This window comes from Streptomyces sp. NPDC058371, assembly GCF_042723265.1.
Taxonomy (GTDB): Bacteria; Actinomycetota; Actinomycetes; order Streptomycetales; family Streptomycetaceae; genus Streptomyces.
The window spans coordinates 38,133-57,030 of sequence record NZ_JBHXJC010000002.1 but is presented as its reverse complement, the minus strand read 5'-3'; the positions used below and the strand labels follow the sequence as shown (position 1 = coordinate 57,030).

Genomic DNA, 18,898 nt, shown 5'->3' with positions numbered 1-18,898 from the left:
CCGGGATCAGTGCTGCTGGGGCTTCTGCGGCGTCGCCTCACTGGGACGTACGACGACGAAGCCGTTGCCCTCCAGCTTCAGCTGCACGGCCTCACCCGAACCGCCCCGGATCATGGACCCGAACGACTGCGAGCGGTGCAGCGAGGTCCCCAGATGCGCGGACCAGCCGACCACCGCGTCCGTGTCCACGAACACCGGCTGCTGCGGCGACACCGGAATGACCAGCGGGTTGCCCTCGCAGATCAGCCCCAGCTGCCCCTGGCCGGTGAAGACGCTGTTGAACAGGCCACCGCCGCTGATGCCGGCGCCCTTGACGGTCTTTATCTCGTACGACAGCGAGGCGTCGAAGCACAGCACATTGCGTCCGTTGACGGTGAACACGTCGCCCGGTTCGACATCGACGATGAAGCAGTTCTGCGCCTCGTGCGCGAACCAGGCCTCGCCCTGCCCCCGCACCGCCATCAGCGGCAGCCCCTCGCCGGTGACCGCCCGTTTGAGCATGCCGCCCACGCCCTGGCCCTTGCGCTCGAACTGCAGGGCCCCGCGCCAGGCGATCATCGCCCCCTGACGTGCGAACATCTCGCCGTTGACGGCGTACTTGACGGACTTGGCGTTCTGCAGGGACATGCCGGGCACCACGGCCGGCTGCACCATGTGGTCACTGGAAAAGAGATCACCCTTCATGAGGGCATCTTGTCCCGGAAGAATACGTTCCGCCAAGATCGCGAACAGCTTGTGGGCGATCCAGGACCGAACTGCAACCTGGGTTCAGGTGCCGTGGGTCAGCCGGCCGGCAAGGACCGGGCCGAACCGTGGATCAGCCCGACAGGCGCTCGACGGTGAACGGCTCGAACGTGACCCGGGTCAGGGACCCGTCGTCCGCCCAGCGGACCTCGACGGTGTCGTCCTGGACGGATACGGCCGCCACAGCCGTGGCGAGCGGGGCGGGTGCCGCCTCCCCGGTCAGCGTGGCCAGGCACGCGTACACCGCGGTGCCCTCTGCCCCACCCGTGAGCCGGGGGACACGCGCCCAGGAGGTGAAGGCCGTCCCCTGCGGTGCACGGGCCTCGTGCTGACCACTCCAGCCGTGCAGTGGATGCAACGCGGACACCAGAGACTCGTCGGGGCCGCTCGCCCACCCCGTCTGCTCGACCACCGCACCGGGCGGTGCGCCCACCACCCGGTGCACCCGCAGCTCATGACGGCCACGGACCACGGTCGCGCTCTCCACCCGCAGCCCGGGCACCGTCGCCGGACCTGACGGGAAGACCGGCAGGTGCCAGGAGGCCGCCCAGCCCCAGCCGTCACCACCCCCGGCTCCCATGGGACGGATCCGGCGTCGCACGCTGCGGACGCCGTCCACCACCACGGCGAGGTGGTTGTCCGCGACGTTCGCGGCGGCGGTGGGGCCGGTACGGGTGGAGTAGGCCTGGCGACCGTAGAGCGGGTCGTCCTCGGTGGCCGACTCGCCCTCGTGCGGCCGGACATGGTCGCTGCCGTGGTTGTGCAGCCGCACGATGCCGTCGGACCGGGTGCTCTGCACGAGGAGCCCCGGCGAGGGCAGGGCGAGCACACGGTCCGCACCCTCGCTCGGCGCGGGCTCCTCGGGCGCGGTCCACAGCGGATGGCCGGCCGGCGCGAGCAGTCCGACGAAGGCCTTCGACGCCCAGTACGGGGAGGCGGGGCCCGAGTAGGGCTGGAGCGTCGCCTCGTGCGGGCCGTGCCAGCCGAGGCTCAGCAGCCCGTTCTCGTCCACGGCCCCGCGGTCCAGGAAATAGCGCAGGGCGCCGCTGATCAGGCCACGCGAGGTGCCCGGCGACAACGGGGTGTGACCCGTGACGGCGCCGAGGGCCACCGCCGCTCCGGCCGCGAACCGGTACGTCAGAGAGCGGCCGAAGTGGATCGGCGCCCCGTCGCCGCCGAACAACGACGAGAAGCTCTCCAGATGTTCGCGCAGCCGCGGGCCGTACGGAGCGGCCCCCTCGTCGCCGGCGAGGTGTGCGTCGAGCACCGGATAGAGGTGCAGAGCCCAGCCGTTGTAGTGGTCGAAGGCCCGGCCGTCGCCGTCGGCGTACCAGCCCTGCCCCCGGTACCAGCCCTCCAGCAGGCCGAGCGCGCGCTCCCGCACGCGGGCCGTCTCCGCGTCACCACGGCCGACCGACTCCAGGAATCCAGCCACGGTGTACGGGAAGAGGTACCAGTTGTTCGGCGCCGGGACGTGCCGCAGCGCACCGCGCAGCCACTCCTCCGCCCGGTCCTGCACGTCCGTGTCGAGCCGGTCCCACAGCCACGGGCGGGTCAGCCGCAGGCCGAGCGCCACCGAGGCGGACTCCACCATCGGCTGGCCCTGCACCTGGTGGTCCCGGACGAGCGGCCACGACTCGGCGTCGTCGCGGCCGGGCGTGCGGGTCCCCGCCGCGAGCCCCTCGGCATACCGGTCGAGCCAGCCGTGCGGGTCCTTGCCGTCGGCGCCCGCGGTCCGGAAGGCGGCGGCGAGAAACGTCCGGGCGTACCCCTCCAGACCGTCCGAGCGGACCCCGGAGCGGGAGGGGCGACCCGGCAGATCGAGCAGGGCTCCGCCGGGTGAGGCCCAGCGCCCGGCGGCCCGCAGCAGGAGATCGGCCGCCGTCTCCCAGTGGGCCCGGGTGTAACCGGTGCGGGGGCTCAACTCGCGGTCGTCGGAGGGGAGTCCGGGCATCGTCATGCGAGGTAGGCCAGCCTTTCGGGCCGTACGGGATGGGCGAAGCCGTCGCCGGCGGTCCACCGCGCGACCTCGCTCACCGCGAGCTCGGCCAGCCGCGCCCACTCGTTGCCCTGGGAGCCTGCCAGATGCGGGGTGATCAGGACGTTGTCGCAGTCCCACAAGGGGTGCCCGGGCGGGAGCACTTCGGGGTCGGTGACGTCGAGGACGGCCCGGATACGGCCGAGGGCGGCGGCCTCGGTCAGCGCGTCCTGGTCGACCACGGCTCCGCGTGCGGTGTTGATGAGCACCGCGTCCGGACGCATGGCACCGATCAGCCGCCGGCCGACGAGCCCGCGGGTCGCGGGCAGCAGCGGGGTGTGGATGCTCACCACGTCGCAACGGGCGAACAACTCATCGATCCCCACTGATTCCACGCCGAGTGCGGCGGCCTCCTCGGCGGTGACGTAGGGGTCGTGCAGGAGCACGGTCAGATCGTAGGGGCGCAGCAGTTCGATCACCCGGCGGCCGATCAGGGAGGCGGACAGGATGCCCACCGTGCGCCCGAAGTTGCCCACGTCGCGCGGAGTGCCGAGCGGGTCGTCGCGGCGGCGTGCGGAGCGCAGGTCCCGGGCGCGTTCCAGAACCCGTTTGCCGGTCAGGAGGATCATCGCGACCGTGTACTCGGCCACGGGCAGCGCGTTGGCCGTGGCGGCGGAGGACACCTCGATGCCACGGTCCCAGCACGCCTGGCTGATGAGTTCGCGCACGGTGCCGGCGGCGTGGACGACGGCACGCAGCCTGGGCGCGCGGTCCAGCACCGATGCGTCCAGGACGGGGCAGCCCCATCCGGTGACCAGCACCTCCACGTCACGCAGCACGGCGTGGGCGCGGTCGGTGCCGAAGTCGTGCAGGGCGGGCGGCGGTACCAGGTCGCAGACCCGGCCGAGGGACTCCAGGGCATCGGGGGTGAACACGGCCGTCGCCGCTTCCGGTCCCATGGCGAGAGCGGTCCGCGGGGGAGTGCGGCCGCCGGGGGAGGTGTGCATCGTTCTCCTGGGGTGCATTGCGCTGGTGGTGGGAAACATCCGGTCCTGCCGGGCCTGTTGGCGCCTACTTCACGGCTCCCGCCGTCAGCCCCGACCGCCAGAACCGCTGCAGCAGTACGAAGGCGGCGATGAGCGGCAGCACGGCGAGCAGGGAGCCCATGATCACGACGGGGTAGTACTCGGGCGAGACGGTCGCCGAGCTGTTCCAGGTGTACAGGCCGAGGCTGACCGGATAGAGCTTCTGGTCGGAGAGCATCACCATCGGCAGGAAGAAGTTGTTCCATATCGCGGTGAGCTGGAAGAGGAAGACGGTGACGAGACCGGGGCCGAGCATGCGCAGCGAAACCCGTACGTACGCGGTGAGTTCGCCCGCTCCGTCCACGCGGGCGGCCTCCAGCACCTCGTCGGGGACGTACCCCTGACTGAAGATCCGCCCCAGGTAGACCCCGAAGGGGTTGAAGAGGGCGGGGATGAACACCGCCCAGAAGCTGTTGACCAGCCCGGCGCCGGACGCCATCAGGTACAGCGGCAGCGCGAGCACGGTCTGCGGCACCATCACCGCCGCGAGGACCAGGCCGAACATCTTCTCCTTGTGCCGGAAGCGGTACTTGTCGAAGGCGTACCCGCACGCGATGCTGACCAGCGCGCTGACCGCGGCGCCCACCACGGCGTACAGCAGGCTGTTGGCGTACCAGCGGCCGTACAGCCCGTCGTCCATGGCGAAGAGGTCGCGCAGGTTCTGCAGGAAGGAGAAGTCCCTCAGCGACAGGACGTCGCTGCCGAACAGCGCGTCCCGGCCCTTCGAGGCGGCCAGCACCAGCCACAGCACCGGCAGCACGGTGTACAGCACCGCCATGCCGACGACGGCGTTGACGGCGGTGCGGCCCAGCAGCCGCGGACGCAGCAGAGCGGAGGAGTCGGTGGCGCTCATCGAGTGGCCTCCTGTCGGGCGCCGGCCCGGTTCGACCAGCTGGTGACGCCGTAGGAGAGCGCGATCGTGCACAGCAGCAGGATCACCGAGGCGGCCGCGGCGAGACCGTAGTTGTTGCGTATGAACGCGGCGTCGTAGATGTACATGCTGGGGGAGAAGCGGGAGTTGATCATCGGGGTGGACTGGCTGAGCAGCATCGGCTCGGTGAAGAGCTGCAGCGCCCAGATGAGAGTGAACAGGGCGACCACGAGGATGGAGGAGCGCACCAGCGGCGCCTTGACCCGCAGGGCCGTGCGGACCGGTCCCGCACCGTCGATGACGGCCGCCTCCAGCACCTCACGGGGGACGGCCTGCAGCGCGGCGTAGAAGATCACCATGTTGTAGCCGAGATTGCTCCACAGGGCGATGTTCACGATGGCCGGCAGCACGGTGTGCACGCCGAGGAAGTCGACGGTGATGTCGGCCTTGCCGAGCAGTTCGACGACCGGACTGATACCGGGTGTGTAGAGGTACAGCCAGATCAGGGCGGCGATGATGCCGGGTACGGCATGGGGCAGGAACAGCCCGAGCTGCGCCCAGGCCCGCAGGCGTACGACCCCGGAGTCGAGCAGCAGCGCCAGCGCCAGTGCCCCGATCACCATCAGGGGGATGTAGATGAGGCAGTACAGCACCACGACACCGAGTCCGCCGAGGAACGTCGGGTCGGAGAGCACGGCGGTGTAGCTGCGCAGACCGACGAACACCCGGTGTTCCGGGCCGAAGCCGAGCCCCGGCTGGTCGTCGCTGAAGAAACTCAGCCACACGGCGGTGCCGACCGGCACCAGGAACACCGTCGTGAGGAGCAGGAAGAACGGTGTCATCAGCACGCCGCACGCGAAGCGTTCGCGGCGGCGGGCGGAGGCGCGTGGGGCGGACCCGGCTGCGGAGCCGGCCCGGCCGGCCGCCGCACGCACCGGTGGTGCGGTGGTGGTCATGGGGATCACCTGCCTAACTGGTCGGTGCGGGCCGTGGTCAGTCGCTGTGCTCGGTGGTCGCGAGGCCGAGCGCCTCGAGGTCCGGCATGGTCCCGTCCTGGGCCGCGCGGACCGCGCCGATGAGCGAGGTCTGACCGGCACCGGCGCGGGCGAAGTTGTCCTGCATCACCTTCTGCGTGGCCGACATGCGCGGGCCCCAGGTCCAGCGGTCCCGGATCTTCGCCGCCTCCTGCTCGAAGAGGTCGTAGATGTCCTGGCCGCCGTAGTAGGAGCGGTCGAAGGCCTTGCGGCCGACGGCCACCAGGCCGGGCGCGGCCGGGTACTGGCTGCTGGTGCCACTGGAGAGCCGGGCACGCAGGGAGTCCGGGTGGGAGACCTGCCACTCGATGAACTCCATGGCGGCTTCGGGGTGCTTGCTGTCCTTGGTCACCGCGAAGGTGGAGCCGCCGTGTGTGCCGACGGCCGGGCGGGCGGTGTCCCACTGGGGGAGCGGTGCGATGGCCCACTGGCCCTCCTGGCCGGGCCGGGCATTCATCTGGGCCCCGGCCTCCCAGGCTCCGCTGAGTCGTACGAGGACCAGGCCCTGGCTGATCTGGGCGTCGCTGCGCCGGCTGTCGGCGGCGTTGACGTGCACCAGATCGTCGTCGATGAGGCGCTGCCAGTACGCCGCGACCTTGCGGGTGGGGGCGTCGGCCATCGAGACGTTCCACGCGCCACCGCCGATGTCGAACCACTGGGCGCCCGCCTGCCAGGCGTAGGCGGCGAACTGCGTGGCACCGTCGGTGGGGAACAGGGCCAGCCGCCGGTCGCGGGACGTGCGCCGGACCGTACGGGCCACCTCCGTGAACTCGTCCCAGGTACGCGGGACTTCGAGACCGAAGCGGTCGAACAGGTCGGTGCGGTAGTGCATCACCATCGGCTCGACGTCGAGCGGGACCGTGAACAGCTTGTTCTCGAACGTGGTGAGCCGCAGCGCCTGCGGGAGCAGTTTCGCCCGCAGCCGGTCGCTCACCAGCGAGGTGATGTCGCGGGCGACCCCGTCGATGGCGAAGCCGGGGACCTGGGGGTACTCGATGGTCGCCACGTCGGGGGCGTTGCCCGCGCGGGCGGCGTTGCTGAGCTTGGCGTAGCCGCCCTGCCCACCCGTGGGGATCTGCTGGAAGTCGACCTGGACGCGGTCGTGGGTGCGGTTGAATTCGTCGACCACTTCCTGGCTGCCGCGCAGCGCGGACCAGAAGGTGATGCGGGTGGCCCCGCGCGTGCCCTGCGAACTCCCGCTCGTCGAACGGGTACAGCCGCTCACCATGCCGGTCAGTGATGCGGCGGTGCATGCGGTGAGCAGAGACCGGCGGCTCGGTCGGCCGGGCATGGATGCCTCCTGCGGCTCAGGTGCGAGACACCGGCATCCTGATCGGCTGAGTGAGTCGGGTCAATAGATCGATCAGAAGAAACCAAAGCAGTCAAACGCTCACAAGGGTCGAGTGGAGCCCCGCACCTTCAGCTCGGGCAGGAGTTCAACTCGGCGCGACGACCGGGCGGATGCCCGCCCGGCGCTGCCGAGGCGTTGCAACAGCAGCTCGGCCGCGACCCTTCCGACCTCGGCCTTGGGCGGCGCTATCGCGGTCAGCGGCGTGCTTCCGAGCGCCGCGACCACGTCGTCGTACGCCACCACCGAGCAGTCGTCCGGGACGCGTACGCCGCTGTCGGCCAGATGCTGGACGAGCATCAGCGCGTCCACGTCGCCGTGCAGAACGGCGGCTGTGGCGCCCCGCTCGCGCAGCAGTTCCGCCAGGGAGTCGGGAACCACCGCTCCCGGCTCCGTCCCCGCACTCGGGGCGCTGAGGACCACCACCGAGTCCTCGATCTCCGGCCGGGCCGCGACGATCTCGACGAAGGCCGCCCGGATCGCGCGGGCGGTGGGACTGTCGTCGCGGGCCGCCAGCACGATCCGCCGGTGCCCGAGCGAGAGCAGGTGCTCCACCGCCAGGTGCATGCCGTGCCAGTGGTCGGAGCAGACCGAGTCGACGGTGTGCAGCGGGCTGCCGGGACGGGGCCGCCGTTCCATGAGCACCGTGGGGACGCCGGTCCGCGTCAGCCACTCCCCGTCCGCCTCCTGCAGGGCGGCGGTACGCCAGCGGGGCGCGAACAGCAGCCCCTGGGCGCCGTCCGCCAACGCCCGTTCCACGATGGGGCGTTCAGCTCCCGGCGCCTGCGGAGCGATGTGCAGCACGATGCGCAGTCCGGCCGCCTCCAGCACCTCACGGGCGCCGTTCATGGTCTCGTACAGGTAGGTGTGCCGTTCGGGCACGACCACCGCCACCGGGCCGCCGGGCACGGCCGGCCGTGCGGCCGGGGGAGCGGCGGGTTCGCTGGCGGCGGTCACCGGACGGGCGATCCCGTGCCCGCGCCGCAGCTTGCCCTCCCGGGCCAGTTCCTCCACGTCCCGCCGGGCGGTGACGACCGAGACCTCCAGTTCGGAGGCCAGGTCGGTCACCCGGACCGCTCCTCGCGACTGTACGACCGCCAGGATCCGCTGCCGTCTGACATCGCCCGGTTCTCGCATGCTCGTGATCCCCTCGCGGCGCGATCGCCTCGTGTTCGTTTGAGCGTTTCGGGGGTGAGCATATAGGCAAGGGCGGTGTGCTCCGGCGGGACGGAAAGGATCAGCTGAACGGATCCAGCGTGACGTACGCCTGCTGCGGGTTGCCGTCGTGGACGAGCGACTCGTAGTTGCCGACGTCGTCGAAGGCGAACGCGTAGGCCTTGCCGTCGGCCATCTGCGCGTGGATCTTCCGTGCGTAGTGGTTGGTCACCGTGTCCTGGTAGAAGCCCGCGGAGCTGGTGTCGGGCTGGTTGGGGTTGGTCAGGAGCGTGGAGCGGTTGAAGCCCGCGCACAGCGTGCGCGAAATCGGGCCGCGCACCAGGTCGTTGGGGGCGTCCAGCAGCTTGTAACAGCCGAAGATGCTGTCGGAGTCCGGCTTCTGGAAGCTGGTGACGACGGCCCCCGCGGTGTTGGTGAAGTTCATGACGTTCCCCGAGACCCGGCCGTAGTACTTCGTGTTCGGCTCGTTCGCGAACGGTGTCACGGTCAGCGTCGACGAACTGTACTTCTGCCATACGCGGTTGACGTAGTCGGCCATCACCGTGCTCGGCAGCGCACCGTTCTCGATGCCGTGACCAGGGGCGAGTGCCCGCAGGACGGTGCCGTCGGGTGCGGTCTGGATCAGATTGGCCCAGCCGCCCGGCTGCCCGCGCAGCGCGCTGAAGAACCCGTTGTATCCCCCTGCCTTGAGGTGACCGGTGTTCTTCGTGGAGCCGTCGGCGAGCTGGACACCGACCGCGTACGGCGCCGAGAACATGTCGACCTGGGTGCTGTTGATCCACAGTCCGCTGTCATTGAGTGTGTACTCGGACCAGTTGAAGAGGGTGTTGCGGTTGGGGTCGCTCGGATTCTGCACGGCAGGCTGCACAAGACCGCCGGTGGTGAGCCGGAAGTCCAGCTTCTTGCCGTAGGAGAAGTAGATCCGGCCGGAGAACTTCGGGATCCGGATCGTCTTCGACTGCCCGTTGGCCGGTCCCGCGATCGACGCGTCCGGGGCGGGAGTCGGCGGGTTGCCGCCCGCCGGCCAGGCATGGAAGGTGCCGTTGGCGTCGGCCCAGCCCTGCTGGCCCGTGGACAGCAGCGTTCCCAGGTCGTAGATGTAGACCGGGTCACTGCGGCCGGAATTGTTCTTGAAGGTCAATGGAATGGTCGCCGGGACGGCGGCCTCGGCGCGGGACGGAGTCCCGAACGTCAGCAGTGCCGCGGCTAGCGTGGCCGCGGCCATCGCCAGGGCCCGCCATCTGAGTTTTCTGGGCACCCTCAGCCTCCTCACGAGGTGGATTCGTTGCGGACGGGATCCGTCCGCTTCTTTTGAGAGCGCTCTCAGAATTGCGCCGGGTAGCGTACATGTCAACCAATTGCGCAGGGGCTCGTGTTGAGCTCGCGTGCGGTGCTTCGCGGCGCGGGTGGCGGGCTGTCGGGCGGTGCGTGGCGGGTTGTCGGCCGGTGGGTGCGCCAAGCGGCAGACCGGCGTGCGCGCTTGGCCGAGGGGCCGGTGGCCGCGTCCGGACAAGCTGTCCAAGCGGCAGACCGGCGTGTGCGTTCGCGCGATGGACGCGGGGCCGCGTCCGGACAGGCCGTCCAAGCGGCAGACCGGCGTGTGCGTTCGCGCGATGGACGCGGGGCCGCGTCCGGACAGGCCGTCCAAGCGACAGGCAGGCCTGCGCGCTCGGTCGAGGAACCGGCGGCCGCGTCCGGACAAGCGGAACGCGCCGCGGCGATTCCGCGGCGCGGTCAGGGGTGGTGACCGTCATGACGGTCAGGGGTGCTGGCCGTCATGACGGTCAGGGGTGCTGGCCGTCATGACGGTCAGGGGTGCTGGCCGTCATGCCGGTCAGAGGCGTGGCCGACGTGCAGGTCAGGCCTCCGGCTCACGTACCAGGTGCACGGCCGTGCTGGCCCAGTCGCCGGCCGGCAGGTCGAGGTGGAGGCCGTACGCGCCGAGTACGGCTGCGTGATGCACGGCGCCGGTGCGGGTGTCGCGGTAGCGGGCCTCGGGGGTCAGGCCGCGGAGCCGGACCGGCACCTTCGGGCTGCCGTGCCGTGACACGCGCCGATACCCGAGCAGGAGGGTCTCGGCGCCGTCCGCGGCGGTGTACTGGACCACCGCCTCGGCGTCCTCCGCGGGCGGCGACAGCCGGTCCAGCCGGCCGTGCTGTACGAGATGACGCACGCTCTTGTACTCGGCCACCAGGGCGGCCCCCTCCCGCAGTTCCTCCTCGGACCAGTGGGTGAGATCCCCGCCGATGCCCAGCGCGCCGGCCATGGCCACGTGGAAGCGGAAGCGCAGCGGGACCGTGCGGCCGGTGAGCTGGTTCGGCACGTCGGTCACCCAGGAGCCCATGGTGCGGGCGGGGTAGACCTGGCCGAAACCGTGCTGGATCCCCATCCGGTCGGCGGCGTCGGTGTTGTCCGACGCCCACGCCTGATCCGTACGGGAGAGGATGCCCAGGTCGACGCGCCCGCCGCCGCCGCTGCACGACTCGATGCGCAGCGCCGGATGGTCCGCGCGCAGCCGGTCGACGACGCCGTAGAGGTTGCGCACGTACTGCGGGCCCAGGCGGTCGGTGCCATCCTGCCGGCCGGGCCAGCCGGCCTCGCTGAACGCCCGGTTCATGTCCCACTTGAGGAAGTCGATGCCGTGCTCGCCGACGAGCCGGGTCAGCCAGTCGTAGGCCCAGTCCGCGACGTCGCTGCGGGCGAAGTTGAGAACGAGCTGGTTGCGCAGCTCGGAGCGGGGGCGCTCGGGGAAGTGCAGGACCCAGTCCGGGTGCGTGCGGTACAGATCGCTGTCCGGGTTGACCATCTCCGGCTCCACCCACAGCCCGAAGCGCATGCCGAGCCCGTGCACCGCGTCGACCAGCGGCCCGAGTCCGTCGGGGAACCGGTCGGGTGCGGGGGTCCAGTCGCCGAGCCCCGCACGGTCGCTGCGGCGCGCTCCGAACCAGCCGTCGTCGACGACGTAGAGCTCGACGCCGAGCTCCGCGGCCCGTTCGGCGAGGGCCTTCTGGCCGACCTCGTCGACGTCGAAGCCCGTCGCCTCCCAGGAGTTGTACAGCACCGGCGCGAACTCGTCCGGATGCGGCAGGACATGGGCCAAGGTGAAGGCGTGCCAGGCACGGCTGACCGCGCCGAAACCGCCCTCGGTGAACACCCCGGCGAACGGCGGAGTGGTGAACTCCTCGCCCGGGGCGAGCGGGACGGTGGTGCCGTCGTGGCCGACGCCTCCGGTGAATCCGGCCCGCCCGTCGGGCGTGCGCTGCGTGGTGATGCGCCAGCTTCCGCTCCAGGCGAGAGCGGCGCTCCACACCCGGCCGTGGTCCTCCGTCGCCTCACCCGCGTCGAGCATCACCCAGGGGTTCGCGTGGTGACTGGTGATGCCGCGTCGGCTGGTCAACACCGTTTCGCCGTAGGGGAGTTGGTCGCGCCTCAGCTGGCTCTCCGCCGACCACTGGCCGGTGACATGGGAGAGCCGGTAGTCACGCAGCGGCGGGAGTGACCAGGCGGCCGAGTCGGCCCGCAGCAGGGTGACGGCCTCGCCGCCGGTGTTGCTGACGACGGTCCAGCGCTCGATCACGTCGGTGTCGTCGCGTACCCGGTAGTGGAGCGCGACCTGCAAGGGGTAGCGGCGATCGCGGAACCGCAGGACCAGCACACTCTGGCCGGGACCGCTTTCCTCGATGTCGTGGCCTGCCGGCTGCCACTCGAAGGCACGGGAGCCGTCCGCGAAACGGACCTGCAGCGACGGCGGACCGTAGCGCGTGCCGCCGTCCACCGGGAGTTCCTCCCCGACGGGGTCCCTTCCCTCGAAGCTGCTGGTCTCGGGACCCGGGGGCACGACGAGGTCCTCGGCTTCCGCGAGGGTCAGCCGTGGGCCCCACGCGAGATGGCAGGGCGCGCCGGTCTCGTCGATCCTCAGCGCGTACGAGGTGTGCGGTGTGGCCAGCAGCCAGACCCCGGAGTCCGGGGCGAAGGAGATCATCGACAGGGGTCCTTACGTTCCGGTGGTGCCACGAGATACCGAGAGCCAACCGTGACCTTCGATCATGTGTCAACACCTTGTCCAAGTCTGTCTTTTGCAGGCGGAGTGCCTGTTGTAGGAGGCACTCAAGATAATCCTGCTTCTTTCATTGACAGCAGAAAATAAGGGACTTAAGTTCCGGCCATGCGCTCGACCTCTCGTACCGAGGCGTTCCCGGCCCACACGCCGACCGCCTCCCAGATCTTCACCACCGTGCTGTCCCACGGTCCGCTCACGCGGTCGGAGATAGCAGGGCGGACCCGGCTGTCGGCCGCGGCGGTCACCAAGGCGGTGCGGCCTCTCATCGAGGTCGGCTACCTGCTGGAGGACGTCGACGAGGACGCACGGCAGTCCTCCCTCGGCCGGCCGGCCAATCCGGTGCGGGTCGACGGCGGGCGGGCGCTGTTCATCGGCGTGAAGATGACGGGCGACGAACTGATAGCGGTACTGACGGACCTGACCTGTCGCATCTGGGTCGCCCGCCATGTGCCGCTCACCTCCCGCGATCCGCAGGCGGTGCTGACCTCGACGGCGGCCCTCGTCCAGGAACTGCTGACGGAGGCCGACGGGTTCGGAGTCCGGGTCCAGGGCCTGGGCATCGCGGTCTCCGGCGACGTGGACCGCGCCGACGGAGTGGTGCGGTACTCACCGTTCCTGGAGTGGCGCGATGTGCCGCTCGCGGAACTGGCCGCCCTGACGACCGGGCTGCCGGTCACCGTCGACAACGACGTCCGGGCGCTGACCGTCGCCGAGCAGTGGTTCGGCGCCGGGGTGGGTCTGTCCGACTTCGCGGTGGTGACCGTCGGCGCGGGGATCGGCTGCGGTCTCGTGGTGCACGGCCAGGTCGTGTCGGGGGCGCACGGCGTGTCCGGCGAGATCGGGCACGTGGCCATCGACCCGTCCGGTCCCCTGTGCCACTGCGGCAACCGCGGCTGTGTGGAGGCGATCGCCTCCGACTCCGCGATCGTCGCCAGGGTCCGGGAGGTCACCGGGGTACAGGTGGCGGACGCCGCCCAGGCCCTGGACCTGGCCCATGACGGCGACCCGGGAGCGCGGGAGGTGTACGCACGGGCCGGCGAGGCCATCGGCCGGGGCATCGCCACGGTCGCCAATCTGCTCGGCCCGGAACGCGTGATCATCTCCGGCGAGGGGCTGGCCGCCTACGACCTGTTCGCCGAGCAGATCCGCGACACGTTCGCCGCGGCCGCCTTCGGCTCCGCCGCGCGGTGCGACGTACAGACCAGGCCCCTGCCGTTCGAGGAGTGGGCGCGCGGGGCTGCGGCCACCGCGATCCAGTCCTTCATCACCTCGGACACCGGCTGAACACCGCTCGCCCACCCGGACCCCGGTCACGAACCGCGGCCCGGACGGTGCGGGAGTCCAGACCCGCACCGACGCCCAGACCCGCAAAGAGTGCGGACCCGCACTGAAGATCAGATACGTACTGACATGCACGAGGAGTTGCGATGACGCAGCAGAGCCGGATTCCGTTGGCTGCGCGTGGACCCAGCCGCCGCAGAGTGACCGGTGGCCTGTTCGGGCTCGGTGCGGCCGCGCTGGCCGCGCCCGTCCTGACCGCGTGCGGCGGGGGAGGTGCGGGGTCCGACCCGAAGACCGTCACCTTCGGGTCCAACGGCGCCGACGCCACGCCGAAGAAGGCCTACGCCACCGTCACCGACGCCTTCGCCAAGGACAGCGGGCTGAAGGTGAAGACGAACACGGTCGACCACGACACGTTCCAGAAGAGCATCACCACGTATCTGCAGGGCACCCCGGACGACGTCTTCACCTGGTTCGCGGGCTACCGCATGCAGTACTTCGCCAAGAAGGGCCTCGCCAGCCCGATCGACGACGTGTGGGACAAGATAGGCGGCGGCTTCAGCGACGCCGCCAAGCAGCTCTCGAAGGGCGCCGACGGCAAGTACTACTTCGTGCCGCTCTACAACTACCCGTGGGCCGTCTTCTACCGCAAGAGCGTGTTCGAGAAGCACGGCTACCAAGTCCCCAAGAAGTGGAGCGAGTTCGTCGCACTCGCCAAGAAGATGAAGGCGGACGGCCTCGCCCCGATCACCTCGGGATACGGCGGCGGCGACACCTGGAGCATCCTCGGCGCCTTCGACTACGTCGACCTGCGGGCCAACGGCTACGACTTCCACATGTCCCTGCTGCGCGGCGAGACGTCCTGGACCGACAAGCGCGCCGTCGCGATCCTCGACACCTGGCGTGAACTGACTCCCTACTACCAGGCGAGCGGTGGCGGCCGCTCCTGGCAGGACGCCGCACAGTCCCTGATCGACAAGAAGTCCGGCATGTCGGTCACCGGCCTCTTCATCGGCCAGCAGATCACCGACGAGGCGGTCCGCGCCGACCTCGACTTCTTCCCCTTCCCCGAGATCGACTCCGCGTACGGGCAGGACTCCGTGGAGGCGCCCACCGACGGCTTCATGCTCAGCAAGAAGCCCAAGAACGAGGACGGCTCCAAGAAGTTTTTGGAGTTCCTCGGCAGCGCGCAGACCGAAGAGCTGTACGCGGGAGTCGACCCGAGCAACCTCGGTGTCAACGAGAAGACCTCCACCGGTTCGTACAACGCCCTGCAGAAGAAGTCCGCCGAACTCATCGGCTCCGCCAAGAACATCAGCCAGTTCGCGGACCGCGACAGTGACCCGGGCTTCATCTCCACCGTCGTACTGCCCGGCCTGACGGAGTGGCTCAGCCACCCCGACGACGGCACCGCGACGCTGAAGAAGATCGAGTCGCAGCGCTCGCGCTACTTCACGGCCTGACCAGGACCGGAAAGGTTTCACGCACCGTGTCCTCCGTACCCTCACTCCGCACCGTCCGCAGGCGCGCCCGCAGTCTCGGGCGCGGTGACCGGATCTTCTTGACCGTCATCATCGGCATCCCGCTTGCCGCTCTCCTCTTCTTCGTCTGGCTGCCCGCACTGGCCTCGCTGGCGCTGTCCTTCACCACCTGGGACGGCATCGAACTGGCCGACATCCACTGGATCGGCCTGGAGAACTACAAGGAGATCTTCACCAACTACCCGCCGTTCTGGCCCGCGGTGCAGCACAACGTGATCTGGCTGCTGTTCACGGGCCTGCTGCCCACACCGTTCGGCATTTTCCTCGCCTACCAACTGGACCGGAAGATCCGCTTCACCAGGATCTACCAGACCGCGATCTTCCTGCCGATGGTGCTCTCCCTGGCCGTCGTCGGCTTCATCTGGGAGATCATCTACAACCCGGACACGGGGCTCCTCAACGGCATCCTGAACTCCCTGGGATCGGGCGAGCACATCGACTGGCTCGGCAACCCCGACCTCAACCTGTGGGCCGTACTGGTCGCTTCGGCCTGGCGGCACACCGGCTACATCATGATTCTCTACCTGGCCGGCCTGAAGGGCTTCGATCCGGCGCTCAAGGAAGCCGCGTCGCTCGACGGGGCCAACGGTCGCCAGACCTTCCTGCGGGTGGTCTTCCCGGCCCTCAAACCGGTCAACATCATCATCCTGGTCGTCACGGTCATGGAGTCCCTGCGGGCCTTCGACATCGTGTACGTCCTCGGTGGCGGTGTCGGCAGCAAACCCGGTATGGAACTGCTCTCCCTGCTCATCACCGACAACATCATCGGCGAGTCCAGCCACATCGGTTACGGGTCAGCCCTCGCGGTCATCCTGCTCCTGGTCTCCCTTGCCGCCATCGGGACCTTCCTCGTCCAGACCATCCGCAAGGAGGACCAGTGACCACGACCGTGCCGCGTCCGGCCTCCCGACTGCGGGCCGGGCGAGAGACCCAGTCCCACGACGGCCCCTCGAAGCCCCGCAGCCAGGCCGGGCGCCATGTGATGCTCGGCAGCATCGCCCTCCTCTGGCTCATCCCGCTGCTGTGGGCGATATACACGTCGCTGCGCCCCTACTCGGACACCGCGAAGAACGGCTATCTCTCCTGGCCGCACAGCCTGAGCCTCGGCAACTTCACGGACGCCTGGGAACAGTCCGGGATGCCGCACTTCTTCTGGAACTCGGTCCTCATCACCGTTCCGGCGGTCCTGGGCACCCTGCTGTTCTCGGCGGCGGTCGCCTTCTTCGTCTCCCGCTTCGACTTCCGCTGGAACATCGTCCTGCTGATGCTGTTCACCGCGGGCAACCTGCTGCCCGCCCAGGTCCTCATCACCCCGCTGTACAAGCTGTATCTGCTCATCCCGCTGCCGTACTGGATGACCGATTCCCTGCTCCTGTACAACTCGATCTGGGGCATCATCTTCATCCACATCGCCTACCAGTGCGGGTTCTGCACCTTCGTCCTCAGCAACTACATGAAGACGATCCCCAAGGAGATCTCCGAAGCCGCGCTCGTCGACGGAGCCCAGGTCTGGCGGCAGTTCTTCCAGATCATCCTGCCGCTGTGCCGCCCGGCGTTCGCCGCCCTGGCGACCCTCGAATCGATCTGGATCTACAACGACTTCTTCTGGCCGCTCGCGCTGATCGAGACCGGCGACAAGCGGCCCGTCACCTCCGCCCTGGCCAACCTCCAGGGTGCCTACTTCACGAATCCCAATTTGATTGCGGCCGGAGCATTGATGACCGCGATCCCGACGCTGCTGGTTTACTTCGCGCTCCAGCGCCAGTTCATCAGTGGACTCACCATCGGATCGGGCAAGGGCTGAGCCGCCTCCCGACCGCAGGGGCAAGAGCCGCCCCGCACCAACCGCCCCCGCAGCCACCGTCCCAGGAGGTCCGACCCATGCGGTCATCCTCGTACACCGTCCTGCCCGCAGCGGCCGCTCGCTCCGGCCGCCGCTCCATAAGAACCGTGGTCGCCCTGGCCTTCACCGCGAGCGTCGCGACGGCCTTCCCGGCTGCCCATGCCGATACGCCCGCCGAGCCCGCCGGTGCCGCCGCCATCGCCGCCAAGCCGTACATGGGCTGGTCGAGTTGGAGCATGCAGTCGTCGAAGTACCCGGGCCTCAATCCGGACGGTGACTACAGCTACCTCACCGAGAAGAACGTCCTGAAGCAGACGGACGCGCTCGCCTCCAAGCTGAAGAAGTACGGCTACGACCATGTGAACATCGACGCCGGCTGGTGGATGGACAAGAGCTGGAAGACCCAGTTCGACCAGTACGGCCGGCAGACGCCCGACCCGGTGCGTTTCCCGCACGGCATGAAGTCGGTCGCCGACCACATCCACTCCAAGGGGCTGAAGGCCGGTATCTACCTGCCCGTCGGCCTGGAGAAGGGTGCGTACGGCGACGGCAAGACGCCGATCTGGAACGCCCCGGACTGCACCACCGCCGACATCGTCTACTCGGACCTGCGCACCACCAACGGCTGGGACAACGCCTACAAGATCGACTTCGGCAACGCCTGTGCGCAGAAGTACATCGACTCGCAGGCGCAGCTGTTCGCCGACTGGGGCTACGACTTCCTCAAGCTGGACGGCGTGGGCCCGGGCTCGTTCAAGTCCGGTGACAACTACAACAACGTCGCCGACGTCGCCGCCTGGAACAAGGCCATCGCCTCCACCGGCCGTCCGATCCACCTCGAGGTCTCCTGGTCGCTCGACATCGGGCACGCCGCCGACTGGAAGAAGTACTCCAACGGCTGGCGCATCGACACCGACGTCGAGTGCTACTGCAACACCCTTGTCACCTGGGAGAATTCGGTCGACGACCGATGGGACGACGCCCCGGCGTGGAGCCGCAAGGCAGGCCCCGGCGGCTGGAACGACCTCGACGCCATCGACGTCGGCAACGGCGAGATGGACGGCCTCACCAAGGCCGAGCGGCAGAGCTACATGACCCTCTGGGCCATGAACAAGTCGCCGCTGTTCACCGGTGACGACCTGACCAAGCTGGACAGCTACGGCGTCTCCCTGCTCACCAACAAGGAAGTCATCGCCGTCGACCAGAACGCCTCCCCCGTGGCGCGTCCGGTCACCTCGGTCGGCGACCAGCAGGTCTGGGCCACCAAGAACGCCGACGGCAGCCACACCGTCGCGCTGTTCAACCTCGGCGACTCGCCGGCCTCGGTCACCGCTCACTGGGCCTCCCTCGGCTTCACCGGCAAGGCCACCGTGCGCGACCTGTGGAACAAGTCGAACCTCGGGACCCACAAGAACAAGATCACCGCCGCCCTGCCGGCCCACGGCTCCCGGCTGTTCACCATCAAGCCCGGCGGCAGCGCCCTGGCGACGACGAGCTACGAGGCCGAGGCCGCGGCCAACACCCTGTCGGGCAACGCCTCCGTCGCCGGTTGCGACGCCTGCTCCGGTGGCAAGAAGGTCGGCAACCTCTACACCGGCGGCAAGGTGCGGTTCAACGACGTCACGGTGAACAAGGACGGGATCTACACCGTCAAGGTCGCCTACGTCAGCGGGGACGCGCGCTCGGTGACCGTCTCCTCCAACAGCGGTAACGGCACCAGCCAGAAGCTCCCCTCCACGGGCGACTGGAGCACGGTCGAGACCGTCAGTGTCCAGCTGGCGCTGAAGGCCGGGACCAACACCATCACGTTCGACAGCGGCAGCGGATACGCCCCGGACATCGACCGGATCGTCGTTCCGAAGACCGTCTGACCCGCTTCCCGCGGGGCCCGGTGCCCTGACCCCCCGGCCCCGCGGGAGACCGACCCCGCCCCGACG

At 69.4% G+C, this 18,898-nt stretch carries 14 protein-coding genes; 5 read left to right on the top strand and 9 right to left on the bottom strand.

Annotated elements, in window-relative coordinates; translation table 11 throughout:
- Nucleotides 1–6: 6 nt before the first annotated feature.
- From ACFWM2_RS07845 to ACFWM2_RS07805, 9 genes are all read right to left on the bottom strand, one after another.
- Nucleotides 7–684, bottom strand: coding sequence for an AIM24 family protein (locus ACFWM2_RS07845; protein ID WP_383274398.1), 678 nt, complete (start codon nt 682–684; stop codon nt 7–9).
- 133 nt (nt 685–817) lie between these two features.
- Entirely contained in the window at nt 818–2,704 is a 1,887-nt protein-coding gene (locus ACFWM2_RS07840; RefSeq protein ID WP_383274395.1) for a DUF2264 domain-containing protein, read from the bottom strand.
- Nucleotides 2,701–3,729, bottom strand: coding sequence for a hydroxyacid dehydrogenase (locus ACFWM2_RS07835; RefSeq protein WP_383274392.1), 1,029 nt, complete (start codon nt 3,727–3,729; stop codon nt 2,701–2,703). Before ACFWM2_RS07835 ends, ACFWM2_RS07840 begins: the two co-directional genes overlap by 4 nt.
- Nucleotides 3,730–3,793: 64 nt before the next feature.
- On the bottom strand, nt 3,794–4,660 hold the full coding sequence (locus ACFWM2_RS07830) for a carbohydrate ABC transporter permease (protein WP_383274389.1): 867 nt from the start codon (nt 4,658–4,660) through the stop codon (nt 3,794–3,796).
- Nucleotides 4,657–5,634 (bottom strand): carbohydrate ABC transporter permease, encoded by a 978-nt coding sequence (locus ACFWM2_RS07825; protein ID WP_383274386.1) that lies wholly within the window; start codon nt 5,632–5,634, stop codon nt 4,657–4,659. The genes ACFWM2_RS07830 and ACFWM2_RS07825 overlap by 4 nt, the downstream gene beginning before the upstream one ends.
- 37 nt (nt 5,635–5,671) lie before the next feature.
- Nucleotides 5,672–7,003: an ABC transporter substrate-binding protein gene (locus ACFWM2_RS07820; protein ID WP_383274383.1), complete on the bottom strand. Its 1,332-nt coding sequence runs from the start codon at nt 7,001–7,003 to the stop codon at nt 5,672–5,674.
- 99 nt (nt 7,004–7,102) lie between these two features.
- Entirely contained in the window at nt 7,103–8,197 is a 1,095-nt protein-coding gene (locus ACFWM2_RS07815) for a substrate-binding domain-containing protein (RefSeq protein WP_383274380.1), read from the bottom strand.
- 100 nt (nt 8,198–8,297) lie between these two features.
- Nucleotides 8,298–9,461 (bottom strand): glycoside hydrolase family 64 protein, encoded by a 1,164-nt coding sequence (locus tag ACFWM2_RS07810; RefSeq protein ID WP_383276430.1) that lies wholly within the window; start codon nt 9,459–9,461, stop codon nt 8,298–8,300.
- 633 nt (nt 9,462–10,094) lie between these two features.
- Nucleotides 10,095–12,218 (bottom strand): alpha-galactosidase, encoded by a 2,124-nt coding sequence (locus tag ACFWM2_RS07805; RefSeq protein WP_383274378.1) that lies wholly within the window; start codon nt 12,216–12,218, stop codon nt 10,095–10,097.
- A 183-nt stretch (nt 12,219–12,401) separates the two neighbouring features.
- On the opposite strand from ACFWM2_RS07805, the gene ACFWM2_RS07800 reads away from it, so the two are divergent.
- The 5 genes from ACFWM2_RS07800 to ACFWM2_RS07780 all read left to right on the top strand — a co-directional run bounded on the left by ACFWM2_RS07800 (nt 12,402) and on the right by ACFWM2_RS07780 (nt 18,832).
- Nucleotides 12,402–13,580 (top strand): ROK family protein, encoded by a 1,179-nt coding sequence (locus tag ACFWM2_RS07800; protein WP_383274375.1) that lies wholly within the window; start codon nt 12,402–12,404, stop codon nt 13,578–13,580.
- Between the two features lie 143 nt (nt 13,581–13,723).
- The gene (locus ACFWM2_RS07795) at nt 13,724–15,040 is read left to right on the top strand and encodes an ABC transporter substrate-binding protein (protein WP_383274372.1); all 1,317 of its coding nucleotides are present in this window, start codon (nt 13,724–13,726) and stop codon (nt 15,038–15,040) included.
- A gap of 26 nt (nt 15,041–15,066) precedes the next feature.
- Complete coding sequence (locus tag ACFWM2_RS07790) at nt 15,067–15,999, top strand: carbohydrate ABC transporter permease (RefSeq protein ID WP_383274369.1); 933 nt, start codon at nt 15,067–15,069, stop codon at nt 15,997–15,999.
- A complete protein-coding gene (locus ACFWM2_RS07785; protein WP_383274366.1) occupies nt 15,996–16,922 on the top strand; it encodes a carbohydrate ABC transporter permease in 927 nt (308 codons plus the stop codon). Before ACFWM2_RS07790 ends, ACFWM2_RS07785 begins: the two co-directional genes overlap by 4 nt.
- Nucleotides 16,923–16,999: 77 nt before the next feature.
- A complete protein-coding gene (locus tag ACFWM2_RS07780; RefSeq protein ID WP_383274363.1) occupies nt 17,000–18,832 on the top strand; it encodes an alpha-galactosidase D in 1,833 nt (610 codons plus the stop codon).
- The last annotated feature ends 66 nt before the right edge of the window (nt 18,833–18,898 follow it).